Here is an 18,597-nt window from a genome sequence, read left to right on the forward strand (position 1 = left end):
TCTTAAAGCCTTGCGTCTGTTTGATCAGTAGGAAACAAGTATTTGAGGTCATACACAATGGCCTGCGGCGTACCTAAAGCTCTGACGTCTGAAATCGCCATTTTTCTGAACTCATCATGGGCCACAGCCAGAATAATCGCGTCGTATTTTCCCGCTGACGGTTTCACTACCGGCGTTATACCGTATTCGTGTTTCGCTTCCTCGGCATTAACCCAGGGATCGTAAACCTCGACATTGACGCCATAAGTCTTCAATTCGGCAATAATGTCCACCACCCGCGTGTTGCGAATGTCCGGACAGTTTTCTTTGAAGGTCAAGCCCATGATCAACACATTAGCTTCCTGGACATGCACACGCTTCTTCAGCATCAACTTTACTAATTGCGACACGACGTATACCCCCATGCCATCGTTGATTCGACGGCCAGAGAGTATCACTTCCGGGTTGTAGCCTATAGCTTGAGCTTTATGGGTTAAGTAGTAGGGATCCACACCGATACAGTGCCCACCGACTAAACCTGGCCGAAACGGCAAAAAATTCCATTTAGTACCCGCAGCCAACAAAACTTCCTCGGTATCTATTCCGAGTTTATTGAAGATTAAAGCCAGTTCGTTGATTAAAGCAATGTTGACGTCGCGCTGAGTGTTTTCAATGACCTTAGCAGCCTCGGCGACTTTGATGCTGCTGGCTTTGTGCGTGCCCGCAGTAATGATACTTTTATACAAAGCATCTACTTTTTCGGCTATTTCAGGCGTAGAGCCCGAGGTAACCTTCAGAATATTGGTGACACGGTGTTGCTTGTCGCCGGGATTAATACGTTCCGGGCTATAACCGACATAAAAATCCCGGTTAAAAGTCAAACCCGACACTTTCTCCAGAATCGGTACGCAAACCTCTTCGGTTGCACCAGGGTAAACAGTGGATTCGTAAATGACGATATCGCCAGACTTTATAACCTTACCCAGCAAATCGCTGGCTTTTTGCAGCGGCGTCAAATCCGGTTGTTTATGTTCGTTGATTGGCGTGGGGACTGTGACTATATAAACCGAACAATCGGCTATATCTTGTAAATCAGCACTGTAAGTCAGCAACTTGGCGTCGGCGAGTTCTTCTTCACTAACTTCCAGAGTATGGTCGCGACCTGCGCGTAATTCCTGAATCCGATGCTGGTTAATATCGAAACCTACGGTTTGATATTTTCGCCCAAACTCAACGGCTAGCGGCAACCCCACGTAACCAAGCCCAATCATACCGATTTTAATGTTATCTAACATCTAGTAAATCCTCCTCCGTCCCGCTCTGAGTTTTAATGACTTGAATTACTTTTTAACTATACAGCCCCATGCCGTCAGCCAGGCTTGCGCCTGATAACTTTCCGCCGTTTTCGGCAAGTTGCCGCTCAACACCATCGCCAAAGTATGATTGATAATGCCGAAGAAATAAGTGTAGGCCAATAACGGATCCAGCGCCTTCATCTCGCCGTCTTTGACACCATTCTGAAAAATCCGTTTTATTTTAGTAAATGCGGGCGTTTCCAGCAGGGGCTTAGGTTCCGCCAAAAACTCTTCGCTTTTTACAAATAACAAAAACTCGACAATTTCCGGGGCGTCGTCGGTTAATTTGAAGAGCAAATCGACAACCTCCCGTAATTGCTCGGCAGCTTTACGATTCCTGCGGCGAATATCATCAATCGATATGCTCAGACTATCCAGAATATTTTCGTACAAGGCTTGAGCGATAGCTTGCTTGGTTTTGAAATACTGACTAATGCCGGTACTGGTTGTTATACCTGCTGCATCTTTGATATCGGTTAATGAGGTATTGAAATATCCTTTCTTGGCAAACAGCTTTAAAGCGGCCTGCAACACTTCATCCTGACTGATGGTTTTATTCGGTTTATTTTCTAGTTCTAATTCTTGTTCCATGCTCTTATATACAGCTTTACCTGCTGTTTACTCTCTGTTGTGGCAGTATCGATACTGCTTTTATTATTCGTTGATGGTGGAGAACGCCGCGACCAGATAATTAACCATAGACCATAAGGTTAAAATCGCCGACAAGTATAACAACCAGTAACCCATGGTATTGATAGGCAGGCCTAATAAATCATCCCGATAAAGCAACAAACTGACTGCCGTCATTTGCGCCGTGGTTTTCCATTTTCCCAATTGCGAAACCTTGACCTTGGCTCGCTGGCCGATTTCGGCCATCCATTCTCTCAGCGATGCAATCGCAATTTCCCTACCGATAATGATAGCCGCCGGTACCGCAAGATAAGGATTGCCCTGCGCCTGCACGACCAATACCAGCACAAACGCCACCATCAATTTGTCAGCCACCGGATCCAGGAAGGCACCGAACGCAGTTTGCATATTCATTTTTCTGGCAAGATAACCGTCCAGCCAATCGGTGAAACCGGCAACTAAAAAAATTGCAGTACAGGCCAGATTGGAATATTGCCACGGCAAGTAAAACACAACGGCCAATAAGGGAATCAAGGCGATCCGCAGCAGGGTTAAATAGGTCGGAATGGTGAATCTAATGGCCATCTTGATGGTGAAATGTATCGTAAATTCGCTGCGCTAATTGTCGGCTAATGCCATCTATACTGGCTAAAGCATCCACACCCGCGCTGGACACACCCTGTAACCCGCCAAACTGTTTCAGCAAAACCTGTCTTCTTTTCGGCCCCAGTCCGGCAATATCTTCCAGTACCGATTGTTTGTTAACCTTACCGCGTCGCTGCCTGTGTCCCGTTATCGCAAAACGATGCGCTTCATCGCGAATCTGTTGAATCAATAACAAGGCGGAAGCACCCGGTGTCACGTCCAAAGGTTGCCTATTACCGACCAGAATAATTTTCTCCATTCCGGCTTTGCGATCAGGGCCCTTGGCGACGCCCACTATCATAACATCGTTTATCTCCAATTCAGCCAAAGCCTTTTCCGCCTCGGCGACTTGGCCTTTGCCGCCGTCTATTAAAAGGATGTCCGGGGCTGGATGCTCGCCATTCTTCAATCGACTGAAGCGTCTAAAAACCGCCTGATGAATCGCCGCATAGTCATCGCCGGCAGTGATGCCATCGATATTAAAGCGTCGATAGTCGGATTTCACCGGCCCTTCTCTATCGAACACCACACAAGACGCCACAGTCTGTTCGCCTTGGGTATGACTAATATCAAAACACTCCAAGCGACTTGGTGTGATGTCGCAGCCCAGTTCTTGCTGCAAACTGATAAAGCGGCCTTGCAAACCTTGCCGATCAGCCAGCCTGGCGTTTAGCGCGCTGTCGGCGTTGGTCATCGCCATTTGCAACCACTTCATCCGTTCGCCGCGCACGTTATTGGCAATCGCTACAGCATGTTTAGCCTGTTCGGCCAGCACCTCGGCCAACAAAGCGGATTCCGGCAAGGCATGACTGACGATCAATTCATGAGGTACGGTTTTATCCAAATAATATTGGGCGATAAAAGCCTGTAAGATTTCCTCGGGCTGGTTTTCATCGCCGATTTTTGGAAAAAACTGCCGGTTGCCCAAATGTTGGCCATTACGGATAAAAAACACCTGTACACAAGCCGCGCCGTTTTTCGCCGCACACGCGACAATGTCCACATCGCCTTTTTCACCCTCCACACAATGTTTTTCCAACACCGCGCGCAAACGGGCGATTTGATCGCGATAAGCGGCAGCCTGCTCGAACTCCAACTGGGCGGCGGCAGTTTCCATTTTGCCCACCAAGCGATCAATCAGTAAGCCGCCCTGCCCCTCCAGAAACAGAATCGTATTTTCCACATCGTTAGCATATTGCTCTTTGCTAACCAGTCCCACGCAAGGCGCCGTGCAGCGCTCAATCTGGTGTTGCAGACAAGGCCGAGAGCGGGCGCTGTAATAAGAATCCTCGCATTGCCGCACCGGGAAAATTTTTTGCAATAACTTCAAGGTTTCCTTCACCGCACTGGCGCTGGGATACGGCCCGAAATATTTGCCACGGCGCTTCTTGGCCCCGCGATGAAAGGTCAGTTGCGGAAAATCATGAAAGCTAGAAATGAATACGTAGGGATAGGACTTGTCGTCACGCAAACTGATGTTGTAGCGCGGTTTGTGGCGTTTGATCTGCTGACTTTCCAGCAGCAAGGCTTCGCCCTCCGTATGGGTAACGGTTACTTCTATCCCGGCAACCTTGGCCACCATGGCCTGCTGTTTGGGCGAAGCATTTTGACTTCTGAAATAACTGGAAACCCGATTTTTTAGGTTCTTGGCTTTGCCTATGTAGATGATCTCGCCTTTCTCATCCAACATCTTATAAATGCCGGGACGCTGGGTTAGCGTCTTCAAAAAGGCTTTGGCGTCGAATTCGCCCGGATGAGTTTCAGTCACGGGCAGCCAGCAAATTTTGAATGGTTACAAACACCGCCGCCAACATCTCCATGTTCAGGCGCTTGGTTTGCACGTTATAGCGACTGCAATGGTAAGAACTAACCAACGTGTTGCCGTCCGGCAATTGAAAGCTGACGTGATGAGCGAATTTAGCCGCGCTGCTCTTCAATTCATAAGCACGCAACACCGCTTGATGAGCGATATTACCCAAGGCCAATATCACCGAATGTTTCGGCAGGGTTTTAATTTCCGCGGCCAGATAAGGATTGCATTGTTTAATCTCCTCGCCGGTGGGTTTGTTTTGCGGCGGCAAACATTTCACTGCATTGGTAATCCGGCAATTGCTAAGCTGCAAACCATCGGCCAAATTTGTCGATGCCAATTGATTGCTGTAACCGAAATCGTACAAAGCCTGATACAGCAACAAGCCGGCATAGTCGCCGGTAAACGGTCTGCCGGTGGCGTTCGCGCCGTGCATACCCGGCGCTAAGCCAACAACCAGCAAGCGCGCTTCCGGATCGCCGAACGGCGCCACCGGTAAGGCATGATAAGCAGGATACTTAGCCCGCACCTCGCCGAGAAATTCGCTTAACCGCGGGCATGCCTGGCAGTCTTGCTTGAAATAGGATGAATAAGTCATAAAACGATAAACACTCAAATTGGCGGAATTTTACCTGAGCCCAAGGTTTCTTGCGTCGCTCGCTTTGGTTATTAACTTGGCCTCTAAAACATCATTACTGCCATCTTCGCCGGAATGACCATCTCCGGACAGAATAAGCGCCGGCTTAACAGCAAGCACTCTTGTCCGGACTTTCCAAATCCTAATAACCCAAGCCCGGAAACAGCTGGATTGGAATACCGCAAATACCAGCACCGGATAAACCTAAATGTTTGCTAATTGATAAAATTGTGGTATTTTCACAACATGCTTGGCAGAATCTACAATTCCCTTTGATTTTTAAAGCCTAATTTTTCTAACCATGGCTTTATCACTCCCTCTCAAGAGCAACGAATTATCTATTTTTATAAATGACAAAGGAGTTTTTATGTTGAAGAAAAGTTTACTGGCAATCGCCACGATAACGGCGCTCGGTTCCGTGTCGACGGCACAAGCCGGCGAGTTCCTTGACGATAGATGGTACGCAGCACCCTTCGGCACCTTCGTACAACCGGGCGGTGATCGTAATGCGCACAGCGGTTGGGGCGGCGGTCTGGGCTTGGGTAAGATCATCAACGAACATCTGAACATCGAAGTAAGAGGCTTATACCAAAACCTGGAAGGCGCCAAAAACAACGGCAACTGGGATTTGACCGGTGGTACGGTAGATGCGCAGTATTATTTGTTTAGAGATAAATTCTCGCCTTATGCCGTGATCGGTGTGGGCGGCATAAACTCTACGCACAATGGCGACAGCGGCGCGGGCTTCATCGGCGAAGCGGGCGCGGGTTTTACTTATGAACTACACGATAACTTCCTGATTCGCAGCGACGTGCGCTACCGTTACAACAACAACTTCAACGCCAAACTGCAACCTGGCACCGAAGAGTTTCATGACATGACGGTCAATCTGGGTTTCGTGATTCCATTCGGCGAAAAACCCAAAGCCGTGGTTGCCAAAGCTGAACCGACTCCACCTCCAGCACCGATGCCGGCTAAACTCGATTGCTCAAAAATGGATGACGACAAAGACGGTGTGAATAACTGTGTTGATAAATGTCCGACTACATTACCGGGCGTTGAAGTCAGCATTTACGGCTGCTGGATCGTTGACGTCAAGTTCGATAACGACAAAGATATTATCAAACCGCAGTATTTCCCAAAACTGGATAAAGTCGTTGACCGCATCAAACAGTACCCTGACATGGCGTTTGAAGTGCAAGGCCATACCAGCAATACCGGTTCTTACAAACACAATCTGGACTTGTCGGAGCGCCGGGCATTGGCGGTTAAGAAATACCTAACCAAAGGCAGCCACTCTCCGAATATCACTTCACACGGTTATAGCTGGGATAGACCGATAGACACCAACGAAACTGAAGAAGGCCGCGCCAATAACCGTCGCGTGCAATTGGAAGTTGACGGCAAAGCGCAACAACCTTTGAAAAAATAAGAAGACCTGATCAATCTGATTGATTCAGAATCACAAAACCCGCCGAAAGGCGGGTTTTTTATGGCCTGCGCGCCACGAAGGTTAAATTTCACAGACAAAATCAATCACAGACCCAGTGCTCTAAATTCCGCGCAAGCACTTGAACGCTGCCAGACCCGCTCAAACTCTTCGCGCAATGGCCGATGACGTGCCGGCAAATTAGGACTCCAATGCCCCTCATAACGATTACCGAGCAAGCGAAATAAATAACCGTCGCTATCGTTGATTACAAAAGCAGAGGCATATTGCAAATCTTCTGCTTCATCGGGCACACGAATCAGAAAATACGACGGCAAGCGCTGAGCCAATTCCACGACAGGATGAACCTGATTACGCAGACTGGTCGGATCCTGAACTATGATCTGCACGCTAGCGTTACGATTGCTGAGGGCAAATTGTTTTAGCGCCTCGACCAGGTCTTTTTGTCCATACAAGGCAAAATCCAGATCCCGACTGTAGATATAAATCTGCCGCCGGGCGGCCATTATCAATTGCTGGGTGGCGGCCGAGGTCGACTCGACTGTTTCCAGCCGGACGGCCTCGACGGAAACCTCACGGGCCGGTGGTATCGATCGCACCGATTGCTCACGCGGCTGCAACATAAGCCGGATAGCCTGATGCGGAATACCGGCTTCGCCAAACACTTCGCCTTCAGCGGCAAAGCCGAATCTTTGGTAGAACCCCAACGCAGACAGTTGCGCGTTGGCGGTAACACTGGTCAGCCCCAGGTTGCGGGCTTTGTCGATTGTTGCACGCAACAAAGACTCCCCGACACCTTGACCCCGCCATTCGCACAGAACCGCCATCCTCCCCACTTTGCCTTCCGGAGAGAGCCGACAAGTAGCGATGGGCCGGTAATCAAGATCCCGCACCAAAAAATGATGGCAATCCGGGTCGAGTTCGTCAAATTCCACCTCTAACGGTATTTGCTGTTCGACGACAAACACCAAATTTCGCACATACCTTATATCCTCAAAATCAACGGCGTAGCTGGCTGGTTCGAGATAACAGTTGGCGATTTGCATAGCGTTATAGAGGATGATTAAGGGGAGTGCTTAGTTTAGATACACTCTGCCGAAAATTCGACTCGGCAAGCCGATTATGATTGCCTACCCGATAAACCGGATTGCCGGGATAAAGACTCGCCGCTCACGCATCCCTTTTGATCTTCGACTGTAAATGCTCGGCAAGACGTTTCATCGCTTCGGACGAGTCGTCGGCCGCCAGGTGGACATTAATAATACTGGGCATACCGTGGTTATCCAGAGCATTAAGCAGAGCCTCTTCGAATTCAGCTTCCGTAGCTGCCTCGTAGCCCGCCAACGGACCGAAGAGTTCTCCCAAACGATCGAAGCGCCACGGATTAATATCGTTGAACGGACCTTCGAGAATACAGCGTTCCGTGCTGTAGCCGCCGTTGTTAAACACCACCACGATGGGATTTAAACCAAGGCGCGCGTGGGTGGACAGTTCGGTCCCGGTCATTTGAAAAGCACCGTCGCCAACCAAAATCAATGCCCGCCGATCCAGACGAGCGATTTGCGCACCGAGCGCGGCCGGTACGGCAAAGCCCATCGTGGTGTAAAAAGCGGAAGCCAGAAACTCGCTTTGCTCGTGGACACGTAGATCGATAGCGGCAAACAGGCAATCGCCGACATCACACACCACTATCATGTCGTTGCTCAGCGCACTATTTAGCCTCTCAACCAATCGAGCTGTAGTAATTGGCCGGTCGGGCTCGGGAAACGCAATGCTTACTGGCGGCTCCAGGCTGGGAACCACTCCTTCTACGCTGGATGTGTCAACCGAGCCGGCCAAGGCACCGAGAAAATCTTCCAAGGCGATGCCAGGATAACGATGCGCGCTGATCACCACCTCGTTCAAAGCCGCGCGGATGGTCGAATGGGAATTTAGTTTTGCCGTATAAATGCCGGTATCGATTTCATTCAAGGTCACGCCCAACATCAACAGCAAATCGGACTTTTCGACTCTGTCGCGCACTGCCTCAGAACTCATCGCACCTTCGTAAATCCCCAGGTAAGCTGGATGCCGCTCGGACATCACCGACTTACCGGTTAGCGTGGCAACCACGGGCAAGCCGGTACGTTCAACAAAATTGGCCAAAGCGCCTTGCAGCCCGCGTCTATGCAATTCGACACCCGCCACGATCATTGGCGACACGGCCTTGGATAACAGCATCATGGTTTCGGCAATCGCTTCGGATAAAGCGGCTTGGTCACTGGTAAATATTTCGACGGTCTCGGTCGGCATCGGATAGCCTTCCGCCATCACCAGGTCGCGGGGCAGTTCGATGTAAACCGGCTTACAAAAACGGCGCGCGGCCTCGATGGCATGATCTATTTGCCGGAAGGCGATCACCGGATCGTTTAGTACCACCGACGCACAGCTAATCCGTTCGAAAATTTCCCGCTGGAACGTAAAAGGCCCAAAACGATGGTGGATTAACGGATCGTCTTTTTGCTCGCTGACGCCGGGTGCGCCGCTGATAAGCACCACCGGTGAAGATTCCGCGTAAGCGCCGGCAATCGCATTGACTGTGTTTAAGGCGCCGACGCCGTATGTCACCGCCAGAGCGCCCATGCCCACGCAACGCGCATAACCGTCGGCCGCGAAGGCTGCCGAATCTTCCCTGGTAGTGCCGATATGCCGAACCTGACTTTTTATCATCAGATCGTAAAAGCCCAACACATAGTCACCAGGCACACCAAAGATGTCTTTTACACCGGCCTGATATAGGCGTTTGAGGAGGTATTGTCCAATCGTGTCGAATTTGGCAGTGCTCATAGCGCTTTGGAACCTCAGCATAAAATTAAACCGTGAGCACTGACGAGTAAATGATCAATGCCGCTCAACCGTTTAACAGGACGATTAGGAGTCAATACTGCTAAGCCACATCTAAAAAGTCAACAGACATTCATAGCTCAACAAAATTTCAGCCACAAAAAAAGGGCCTTACGGCCCTTTCATGCGGAGTCGAACGAATTTAAACTTATTCGCTATCGACTTCTTTCATGCTCAAGCGCACGCGGCCTTGACGGTCGATTTCCAGCACTTTGACTTTTACCACATCGCCTTCCGACAGTTTGTCGCTGACTTTTTCAACGCGCTCATCGGAGATTTGCGAAATATGTACCAAGCCGTCTTTGCCCGGCAGAATGGTCACGAACGCACCGAAGTCCATCAAACGTACCACTTTGCCTTCGTAGGTTTTACCCACTTCGACTTCAGCGGTGATTTCTTCGATCATACGTCTGGCTTCTTCGCCGGCTGCTCTGTCGACAGAGGCAACATTGACCACACCATCGTCGGTCAAATCGATACTGGCGCCGGTTTGCTCGGTGATAGCGCGGATAGTTACGCCGCCTTTGCCGATCACTTCGCGGATTTTAGCCGGATCGATTTTGAAAGTGATGATACGCGGCGCGAAGTCGGACATTTCGGAACGGGTGCTGGACAAGGCTTTGTTCATCTCGCCCAATATGTGCAGACGGCCTTGTTTGGCTTGTTCCAATGCGACTTTCATTATCTCGGCGGTGATACCGTCGATCTTGATGTCCATTTGCAGCGCCGTTACACCGTTTTCGGAACCGGCCACTTTAAAGTCCATGTCGCCCAAGTGATCTTCGTCACCCAGGATGTCTGACAATACCGCAAATTTATCGCCTTCCTTGATCAGACCCATCGCGATACCGGCAACCGGGGCTTTGATAGGCACGCCGGCATCCATCAGCGCCAAGCTGCTACCGCAGACCGAGGCCATGGAGCTGGAACCGTTAGACTCGGTGATTTCCGAAACCACCCTGATCACGTAAGGAAATTCCGCCATGTTAGGCAATACTGCCGCTACGCCGCGTTTCGCCAAGCGGCCGTGGCCGATTTCGCGACGCTTTGGCGAACCGACAAAACCGGTTTCACCAACGCTATAGGGAGGGAAGTTGTAATGCAGCATGAACGGGTCTTTATACTCGCCGGACAATGCGTCGATGATTTGCGCATCGCGTTCGGTACCCAATGTCGCAACAACCAAGGCTTGGGTTTCACCGCGAGTAAACAGCGCAGAACCGTGGGTTCTAGGCAATACGCCCGTTCTGACGGTAATCGGTCTAACGGTGGTCAGATCACGACCGTCGATACGTTTACGGTCGTTCAGAATCGCACCACGCACAATGTCGTATTCCAGATGCTCGATAACGTTACGGATGTCTTTTTCGTTATACAGGCCATCGGCAGTCAGTTTTTCAACTACCGCGCTTCTAATCGCGCTGAGCGTGTCCTGTCTAACCAGTTTTTCCGCCACTTGATAAGCGGCTTTGATACTTTGCTCGGCTTCGGCGGCCACTGCTGCTTTTAATGCAGCGTTGGTTTCCACTGGTGTCCAGGTCACAGCCGGCGTACCGACGGCAGCAGCAAATTCGTTAATCGCGTTAATCGCCACTTGCATGTGCTCGTGACCAAACAATACTGCGCCCAACATGACTTCTTCGGACAATAAATCGGCTTCGGATTCAACCATCAAAACCGCATGCTGGGTACCGGCAACTACCAATTGTAGCTGTGATTCTTTCAGTGCTGGTTTGTCAGGATTCAATAAATAGGCACCGTCTTTGTATCCAACGCAAGCCGCACCCAAGGGGCCGTTGAAAGGTAAACCGGATACGGCCAAAGCGGCGGAAGCTCCCAACAGCGCAGGAATTTCGGTATCCACTTCAGGATTCAGCGACACAACAGTGGCAATAATTTGCACTTCGTTAGTGAAACCTTCCGGAAACAGCGGACGAATTGGTCTGTCGATCAGGCGGGAAATCAGGGTTTCTGTTTCGCTAGGACGGCCTTCACGTTTGAAAAACCCGCCGGGGATTTTACCGGCCGCAAATGCTTTTTCCTGGTAGTTAACGGTCAGCGGAAAAAAATCGCCGCCGCTAGCTTCTTTTTTACCCACCACTGTCACCAGCAGCGAGGTGCCTTCGACATCAATCATCACCGCGCCATTGGCTTGGCGGGCAATTTCACCGGTGGATAACGTGACGAGACGATCGCCGTACTGAAATTCTTTCCTGATAGGATTCACTATAAGGTTCCTTTGTTTAAAGGTTATGCTGAAATGTGCCTTAAAGCAGAAACGGCGCCCGATGCGCCGTTTCCAGTTTTGGTGCTACTTACGGATGCCCAAACGCTCGATCAACGAGCGATAACGCGCAACTTCTGTGTTTTTCAGGTAATCCAACAATTTGCGGCGTTGGTTTACCATGCGCAGCAAGCCGCGGCGCGAATGGTTGTCTTTTTTATGCGTAGCAAAATGCGGAGTCAGTTGATTAATGTTGGCGGTCAACAAGGCAACTTGGACTTCGGTTGAACCGGTATCGGTGTCTGACAAACGATATTCTTCAACGATGGCTTTCTTTTGTTCTGCGGTTAATGACATTCTTAATCCCTATCGATTAATTTTGATTGAATAAAGGCCACCGTGTGATGGCCGTGTAGCCGCTGTTTCCACAATAGGGTGTAGAAACTTTGCGGTTTTTTCCTGGATAATCAAGTTGCTTGATCTTCCAAATGAAACAGTTTTTTCGGGGCTAGTTTACCATCCAATAGGATTTCCCCCAACCCCAAAAAGGCCTGCGGCGAGTATATTCTGACCTGACCGGCCATACCGCCGTTAAAGGCTATGCGTTGACCCAGCTTGATTTTTTCGGCCTGTTCAGCGGATAAAGATACATTCGGGATGGCTTCCAGGGGTACATCCAGCGCGATCAAGGTATTCTGCAATTGTGCAAAATCCATGGCCTGCAACTGCTGCAAGGTATGAGCCTGATCAAGATCGAACATGCCCACCTTGGTTCTGCGTAACGCGGTTACCGTACCGCAGTTCCCCAGCCAGTGACCAATATCCTCGGCCAGCGAACGGATATAAGTACCCTTCGAGCAAAATACATCCAGCGTCAATTGTCCTACTTCGGCATCGAAATTTAACAACTGCAATTCATAAATAGTGATCGCCCTGGGCTGCCGTTCTACGGTTTTACCTTCCCTGGCCAATTCGTACAATTTCTTGCCTTGATGCTTGAGCGCCGAATACATCGGCGGCACCTGCTCAATCGGGCCAGTGAAGTGTTGCAAACAAGCTTGTATGCGCGCGCCATCCAGTGCCGGCACCGGCATTTCGGCGACGATTTTGCCTTCGCTATCGCCGGTATCGGTCATCACGCCCAACTGCACGGTTACCTGATAACGTTTATCGTCATCCAGCATCAAGGCCGACACCTTGGTCGCCTCGCCAAAACATAAGGGCAACAAGCCGGTCGCTAGAGGATCCAGCGCGCCAGTATGTCCGGCCTTGTTGGCATTAAATAATCGCCTGACTTCCTGCAAGGCCTGATTGGACGACGCACCCAAACGTTTGTCGAGCAGCACGATGCCATGCACATCGCGCCCGGACTTACGTTTTGCCATTAATCGTCCTGCTGTGGTTTATCGGTCCCTGCTTCCGGTGCAGCACCAGCGTCCTTACCTTCTTCGTGATGCAAATCGCCAAGCAATTCGGCAACGCGCATACCGGTATCGAAGGAATGGTCGTAGTAAAAATGCAGCTCGGAGATATGCCGCAAACGCATGCGTCTAGCCAGTTCATGCCGAATAAACGGCGAAATCTCGTTCAACACCTTCACGTTCGCAAGTTTTCCGGCCTCATCCTGAGCATCCAACACCGTCACATAGATCTTAGCAACCGCCAGATCTTTAGACAATTCGACATCGTTGATCGTGACAAAACCCAAACGGCTGTCGTCGACGTCGCGTTGCAATATCGACGCCAATTCTTTCTGCATTTCCGAAGCTACCCGCTGACTGCGGCCGAACTCTCTTGCCATTAGATTTCCCGTCTGACTTCGATACGTTCAAAGACTTCGATCTGATCGCCGTTTTGCACGTCGTTGTAGTTTTTCACGCCGATACCGCATTCCATGCCCATTTTCACTTCATTGACATCGTCTTTGAAACGGCGCAGAGATTCCAACTGACCTTCGTAAATCACCACGTTGTTACGTAGCACGCGGATCGGCAGATTGCGTTTGACGAAACCGTCGACCACCATACAACCGGCGACCGCGCCGAATTTCGGCGAACGGAATACGTCGCGCACCTCGGCCAGACCGACGATTTTTTCCTGAATCTCCGGCGCCAACATCCCGCTAATCGCCCGTTTCACTTCGTCGATCGCTTCGTAGATGATGCTGTAGTAATGCAGATCGATGTCTTTTTCTTCGATCAATTTACGGGCAACCGCATCGGCGCGGACATTGAAACCGATCAGAATCGCGCTGGAGGCCAATGCCAGGTTAGCATCGCCTTCGTTGATACCGCCAACACCGCCGAAAATGCATTTAACTTGCACTTCTTCGGTAGACAAGCCGACCAAAGATTCGCGCAAGGCTTCCAAACTACCCTGCACATCGGTTTTGATAACGACGTTGAGCGTGGAGGTTTCGCCGGCGGACATCCGCGAGAATACATCGTCCAATTTGGAAGCATGTTGCGCAGCGTGACGGTTGGAACGTTTGCGATCTTCTCGGTGAGCGGCCAGTTCGCGAGCGACGCGTTCGTTTTGCACCACCAGAAATTCGTCGCCAGCGTCCGGCGTACCCGAGAGACCGAGAATTTCTACCGGCATACTGGGACCGGCGGATTTGATAGCGTGGGCATTTTCGTCGAACATCGCCCGAATCCGGCCATACTCGTGTCCGCAAAGGACGAATTCGCCTTTGCTCAGAGTGCCTTTCTGAATCAATATGGTCGCAACCGCACCGCGACCTCTGTCCAGACGCGATTCGATACAAATACCGGAAGCGATGCCGTCAACCGGCGCTTTCAATTCCAGAACTTCCGCCTGGACGATCAGCGCTTCGATCAATTCGTCGATGCCGGTACCGACTTTGGCCGATACCTTCAGAAATTGCACATCGCCGCCCCACTCTTCCGGCACCACATTCAAGGTAGCCAGCTCTTGCATCACCCGATCCGGATTGGCTTCCGGTTTGTCGATTTTGTTCAAGGCCACGATGATCGGTACATTCGCGGCGCGCGCGTGGTCGATGGCTTCCTTGGTTTGCGGCATAACACCATCGTCAGCCGCAACCACCACGATCACAATGTCGGTCACTTCCGCACCACGCGCCCGCATCGCGGTAAACGCGGCATGGCCCGGAGTATCTAAGAAAGTTACCGCGCCGTGGTCGGTTTTTACCTGATAAGCACCGATGTGCTGGGTAATCCCGCCCGCTTCGCCGGCAGCGACCCGGGTTTTGCGGATGTAATCCAGCAAAGAAGTTTTACCGTGGTCAACGTGACCCATGATGGTGACGATGGGCGCGCGCAGTTGAACTTTACGTTCGTCGCTGTCACCTTGCACCTCGGCCAGCATTTCCTGCTCAAAGTCATCTTCGCTCTGCATGATGGCTTTGTGGCCCATTTCCTCAACCAAAATCACCGCCGTTTCTTGATCGATGGTTTGATTGATAGTGGACATGATGCCTAGCTTCATCAAATGCTTGATGACTTCGGCAGCCTTGATGTTCATTTTTGCAGCCAAATCCGAAACCACGATGGTTTCCGGAATGGTTACGTCATAGACAGTCGGCGCAACCGGCTTTTCGAACTTGTGTCGGGCCTGATTGACATCGATCTCGAATTCTGGCTTTTCCCGACGCGAAGGCGCCTTGCCTTTTTTGCCTTTGCCGCCGCGACGCGCGGCATCGCCGCCGCCACCGATATCCCCATCGGTAGCCGGGCCGCGAGTGGGCTTGAATTCGGCTTTTTTCTTATGCAGCGTGGTTTGTTGCTGCTTGGCTTCGGCTTTTTGTTTGACTTTTTCCGCGGTTCTTTGCACCGCAGCTTCCAACCTTTCTTTCTTTTCTTTTTCCAGACGCTGCTCTTCAGTCATCTCCGGCGCGGCACTCGGGGCGGGCGCTTCGACCTTAGCAAGCACTTCAGGCTGAGCTTCAGCAACAACCGGCAACTCCTCAGTCACCTGCTGCTCTGCCGCAATCGGTTCTGCGGTTGCCGTCACAACCGGCACGGACACCTCAACCGGCTGAGCAATTTCCGCACTGACTACTTGCTCTTCTGGGACAGACTGAGCAGCCTTCTGTTCATGCAAGTGCTTACGCTTTTCTTCTTCGATAGCTTGTTGCCGTCTCTGTTCGTCCAAAGCTTGTTTGGCTAATTCGGCCTGTCTTAGCTCGTCGTTAACAGAGGACGCATCGCTGCGCTTGATATAAGTCTTTTGCTTGCGCACCTCGACACTGACGGTTTTCACAGCTGTACCCGGCGGTGAGGATTGTCTTAATTCGGTTTTGGTGCTGCGTTTCAAGGTAATGCGTTTGGGGGCGGCGGCTTCTTGATCGGCGTCCGACTTGCCGTGGCGCTTGCGCAAGTGCGCGAGTAATTTGACTTTCTCTTCATCGTTTATCACATCGTCGGGCGCGCTGGCTGTCAAGCCGGCTTCCTTCAATTGTTCTAAAAAACGTTCCAAAGGGATGCCAACAACCTCTGCCAATTCCTGTACTGTTTTATCGCTCATAGTATCCTCCTGCCTCAGCCCTTATCCTCTGCGAACCAAGATTCGCGGGCTTTCATGATTAGTTTACCAGCACGCTCCTCGGTCATGCCGGTAAATTCGATAATGTCGTCTATCGCCTGCTCCGCCAGATCGTCCAAGGTAACAATGCCCTTGGCAGCCATTTGGTGTGCCAACTCTTCGTCCATCCCATCCATGCTCAACAATTCCTCGCTAGGCACGGCGGTTTCAATTTTTTCTTCGGACGCGATCGCACTGATCAGCAAAGCGTCCTTGGCGCGAGTGCGCAAAGCTTCTACTAACTCTTCGTCGAAGCCTTCGATCTCCAGCATTTCGTCGACGGGGATATACGCAATTTCCTCGATATTATTCAATCCCACATCAACCAAGATGCTAGCGATTTCTTCATCGACATCCAGCAACTCCATGAACTGTTGTTTGGATTTTGCCGCGGCTTCGTCGTGGTTTTTATCTACCTGCGCGGCGTCTTGAATATTTAGTTCCCAACCCGTCAATTCGGTTGCCAAGCGCACATTCTGACCACCGCGACCGATAGCTTGCGACAAACTGTCGGTGGCAACCGCCACGTCCATGCTGTGCTTATCTTCATCGACCACAATCGATTGAATTTCCGCTGGCGACATGGCATTAATCACGAATTGCGCGTCGTTGCTGTTCCATAAAATAATATCAACCCGTTCGCCAGCCAACTCATTGGAGATAGCTTGCACCCTGGAGCCGCGCATACCGACACAAGCACCGATGGGATCCAGACGCGGGTCGTTGGCTCTGACGGCGATTTTCGCGCGGGAACCGGGATCGCGAGCCGCCGCCAAAATCTCGATCAAGCCTTCACCGACTTCCGGCACTTCCAAACGAAACAGCGCGATCAATAATTCAGGCGCGGTGCGGCTGACAAACAGCTGTGGACCGCGCGGCTCTGAGCGCACAGCTTTCAAATAACCACGGACCCTGTCACCCATTCTCACTGGCTCTTTCGGGATCATATCTTCCCGGGCAATATAGGCTTCGACATGGCCACCCAAATCCAAGTAAACACTGCCTTTTTCCAAGCGCTTCACGACGCCGGTGACCAACTCGCCAACCCGATCTTGATAGGCTTCGACAATTTTCTTGCGCTCGGCTTCGCGAACTTTCTGAATGATGACTTGTTTGGCTGTTTGCGCCGCGATCCGGCAAAAATCGACCGATTCGATCTCTTCTTCCACATAGTCGCCAACTTGAATATTAGGATTATCGAATTGCGCAACTTCCAGCAACACCTGCCAGCCTGGATGCTCGACGTCGCCGTTGATTTCCGGATTGGCATCGACCACCAGCCAACGACGATAGGTCGAATAATCGCCGGTATGACGATCAATGGCTACTCGGGCTTTAATCGGGTTTTCATAACGCTTGACAGTCGCCGCTTCCAAAGCGGACTCAATGGCCTGAAAGATAATTTCCTTGTCTATTTCCTTTTCGTTAGCAAAAACGTCTGCTACTAATAAAATCTCTTTATTTGCCACTGCGACCTCCTTTAGTGAGTAAGTAATCCGGCACCAAGCGTGCCTTGCTCATTGCCTGAAACGGGATGTTTAATAATTGTTCGCCATCCTGCAACAGAACAGTCTCGCCTTCGACGGCCTTAATCTGCCCGGTAATTTTGCGGCGTTTATCGATGGGTTTAAATAAACTCACCAGTACAGTGCTCCCCAAAAAGCGTTGAAATTGGCTGAGCTTGAAAAAAGGCCGATCCGCACCAGGCGAAGAAACTTCCAATTGATATTCGCCTTGAATCGGATCTTCGACATCCAGCGCTCCACTGAGCTGATGACTGACCTTGGTGCAATCTTCCAGCAAAATACCGTTTTCGCTGTCGATATAAATGCGCAACATGCCGTGTGTAGGATGCGGGTTGTACTCTATTCCCACACACTCATAGCCAAGACCTTCCACAATTGGCTCGATCAAATCCACCAAATGTTCAGGAGCCTGTTTCATTAACGCCTCGCCTTTTCAAACCCAAAAAAAAAGAGCCTCAGGCTCTTCCATAAACAACCAAAACCCATGGGCTTCGCGTTTTTCGAAAGCCCACAAAAGAAAAAACCCCTTGAAGGGGCTTTCTTAGCAAAACCACGCCTGAAACAGCATTGAGGAGAACACCCTCGTTTATCGAGACACTTATCTCAAAAAACCACGCTTATCAGGAAACAATTTCCCGCCTCAAAAACTGCGGCGAAAAATTAAAAATCGAATTATAACCATATCTTTCAAGGAAGTAAATCGACATTGCACTCCACCAGACAAGATTGGCTAAATCCTGGAGCCTACACTCTCGACAGAATTGTCGTTAGCACCGAATTTAGAAAGATAACATTGGAGACAAAGTCAGCAAATTGCCAGGAAGCTCGCTCGCCAGCGAAATCTAAAAAGGAAAAGCATTGAGCTGATCGCCGCAATTACTCAGTTGCCTGT

Annotated in this window: 15 protein-coding genes; 1 reads left to right on the top strand and 14 read right to left on the bottom strand. The window is 50.6% G+C overall.

Translation table 11 applies throughout. The features are described from left to right. Positions 1-2: 2 nt before the first annotated feature. The 5 genes from tviB to G006_RS0106745 form a co-directional block, all read right to left on the bottom strand. A complete protein-coding gene (gene tviB, locus G006_RS0106725; RefSeq protein ID WP_020482414.1) occupies positions 3-1,274 on the bottom strand; it encodes a Vi polysaccharide biosynthesis UDP-N-acetylglucosamine C-6 dehydrogenase TviB in 1,272 nt (423 codons plus the stop codon). Positions 1,275-1,319: 45 nt separating this feature from the next. Then, the gene (locus G006_RS0106730; protein ID WP_020482415.1) at positions 1,320-1,925 is read right to left on the bottom strand and encodes a TetR/AcrR family transcriptional regulator; all 606 of its coding nucleotides are present in this window, start codon (positions 1,923-1,925) and stop codon (positions 1,320-1,322) included. 63 nt (positions 1,926-1,988) lie between these two features. Next, a complete protein-coding gene (gene pgsA / locus G006_RS0106735; protein ID WP_020482416.1) occupies positions 1,989-2,549 on the bottom strand; it encodes a CDP-diacylglycerol--glycerol-3-phosphate 3-phosphatidyltransferase in 561 nt (186 codons plus the stop codon). Continuing rightward, positions 2,539-4,377, bottom strand: a complete 1,839-nt coding sequence (gene uvrC / locus G006_RS0106740; RefSeq protein WP_020482417.1) for an excinuclease ABC subunit UvrC — start codon at positions 4,375-4,377, stop codon at positions 2,539-2,541. Before uvrC ends, pgsA begins: the two co-directional genes overlap by 11 nt. Next, entirely contained in the window at positions 4,370-5,017 is a 648-nt protein-coding gene (locus tag G006_RS0106745) for a uracil-DNA glycosylase (RefSeq protein WP_020482418.1), read from the bottom strand. Before G006_RS0106745 ends, uvrC begins: the two co-directional genes overlap by 8 nt. Before the next feature lie 406 nt (positions 5,018-5,423). On the opposite strand from G006_RS0106745, the gene G006_RS0106750 reads away from it, so the two are divergent. Continuing rightward, entirely contained in the window at positions 5,424-6,488 is a 1,065-nt protein-coding gene (locus G006_RS0106750; protein ID WP_020482419.1) for an OmpA family protein, read from the top strand. Positions 6,489-6,592: 104 nt separating this feature from the next. Here G006_RS0106750 and G006_RS0106755 read toward each other — a convergent pair whose 3' ends face one another. The 9 genes from G006_RS0106755 to rimP form a co-directional block, all read right to left on the bottom strand. Next, the gene (locus tag G006_RS0106755; RefSeq protein ID WP_235048838.1) at positions 6,593-7,486 is read right to left on the bottom strand and encodes a GNAT family N-acetyltransferase; all 894 of its coding nucleotides are present in this window, start codon (positions 7,484-7,486) and stop codon (positions 6,593-6,595) included. Between the two features lie 190 nt (positions 7,487-7,676). Beyond that, on the bottom strand, positions 7,677-9,332 hold the full coding sequence (locus G006_RS0106760; RefSeq protein ID WP_020482421.1) for an alpha-keto acid decarboxylase family protein: 1,656 nt from the start codon (positions 9,330-9,332) through the stop codon (positions 7,677-7,679). A 205-nt stretch (positions 9,333-9,537) separates the two neighbouring features. Next, positions 9,538-11,616, bottom strand: a complete 2,079-nt coding sequence (gene pnp, locus G006_RS0106765; protein ID WP_020482422.1) for a polyribonucleotide nucleotidyltransferase — start codon at positions 11,614-11,616, stop codon at positions 9,538-9,540. 84 nt (positions 11,617-11,700) lie between these two features. Continuing rightward, positions 11,701-11,970, bottom strand: a complete 270-nt coding sequence (gene rpsO / locus G006_RS0106770; protein ID WP_020482423.1) for a 30S ribosomal protein S15 — start codon at positions 11,968-11,970, stop codon at positions 11,701-11,703. Between the two features lie 110 nt (positions 11,971-12,080). Further along, positions 12,081-12,998: a tRNA pseudouridine(55) synthase TruB gene (gene truB, locus G006_RS0106775; protein ID WP_020482424.1), complete on the bottom strand. Its 918-nt coding sequence runs from the start codon at positions 12,996-12,998 to the stop codon at positions 12,081-12,083. Beyond that, the gene (gene rbfA, locus G006_RS0106780) at positions 12,998-13,414 is read right to left on the bottom strand and encodes a 30S ribosome-binding factor RbfA (RefSeq protein ID WP_020482425.1); all 417 of its coding nucleotides are present in this window, start codon (positions 13,412-13,414) and stop codon (positions 12,998-13,000) included. The genes truB and rbfA overlap by 1 nt, the downstream gene beginning before the upstream one ends. Further along, complete coding sequence (gene infB / locus G006_RS0106785; protein ID WP_020482426.1) at positions 13,414-16,122, bottom strand: translation initiation factor IF-2; 2,709 nt, start codon at positions 16,120-16,122, stop codon at positions 13,414-13,416. The genes rbfA and infB overlap by 1 nt, the downstream gene beginning before the upstream one ends. A 14-nt stretch (positions 16,123-16,136) precedes the next feature. Next, the gene (nusA, locus tag G006_RS0106790; RefSeq protein WP_020482427.1) at positions 16,137-17,648 is read right to left on the bottom strand and encodes a transcription termination factor NusA; all 1,512 of its coding nucleotides are present in this window, start codon (positions 17,646-17,648) and stop codon (positions 16,137-16,139) included. Beyond that, on the bottom strand, positions 17,638-18,123 hold the full coding sequence (rimP, locus tag G006_RS0106795) for a ribosome maturation factor RimP (protein ID WP_020482428.1): 486 nt from the start codon (positions 18,121-18,123) through the stop codon (positions 17,638-17,640). The genes nusA and rimP overlap by 11 nt, the downstream gene beginning before the upstream one ends. Positions 18,124-18,597: the final 474 nt, after the last annotated feature.

Origin of the sequence: Methylomonas sp. MK1 (assembly GCF_000365425.1) — a bacterium.
Lineage (GTDB): Bacteria > Pseudomonadota > Gammaproteobacteria > Methylococcales > Methylomonadaceae > Methylomonas.

Excerpts from the sequence above, each read along its gene's own strand:
- tviB (WP_020482414.1), bottom strand. The coding sequence starts at position 1,274 with ATGTTAGATAACATTAAAATCGGTATGATTGGGCTTGGTTACGTGGGG.
- G006_RS0106730 (WP_020482415.1), bottom strand. The coding sequence starts at position 1,925 with ATGGAACAAGAATTAGAACTAGAAAATAAACCGAATAAAACCATCAGT.
- pgsA (WP_020482416.1), bottom strand. The coding sequence starts at position 2,549 with ATGGCCATTAGATTCACCATTCCGACCTATTTAACCCTGCTGCGGATC.
- G006_RS0106745 (WP_020482418.1), bottom strand. The coding sequence starts at position 5,017 with ATGACTTATTCATCCTATTTCAAGCAAGACTGCCAGGCATGCCCGCGG.
- G006_RS0106750 (WP_020482419.1), top strand. The coding sequence starts at position 5,424 with ATGTTGAAGAAAAGTTTACTGGCAATCGCCACGATAACGGCGCTCGGT.
- G006_RS0106760 (WP_020482421.1), bottom strand. The coding sequence starts at position 9,332 with ATGAGCACTGCCAAATTCGACACGATTGGACAATACCTCCTCAAACGC.
- rpsO (WP_020482423.1), bottom strand. The coding sequence starts at position 11,970 with ATGTCATTAACCGCAGAACAAAAGAAAGCCATCGTTGAAGAATATCGT.
- truB (WP_020482424.1), bottom strand. The coding sequence starts at position 12,998 with ATGGCAAAACGTAAGTCCGGGCGCGATGTGCATGGCATCGTGCTGCTC.
- rbfA (WP_020482425.1), bottom strand. The coding sequence starts at position 13,414 with ATGGCAAGAGAGTTCGGCCGCAGTCAGCGGGTAGCTTCGGAAATGCAG.
- infB (WP_020482426.1), bottom strand. The coding sequence starts at position 16,122 with ATGAGCGATAAAACAGTACAGGAATTGGCAGAGGTTGTTGGCATCCCT.
- rimP (WP_020482428.1), bottom strand. The coding sequence starts at position 18,123 with ATGAAACAGGCTCCTGAACATTTGGTGGATTTGATCGAGCCAATTGTG.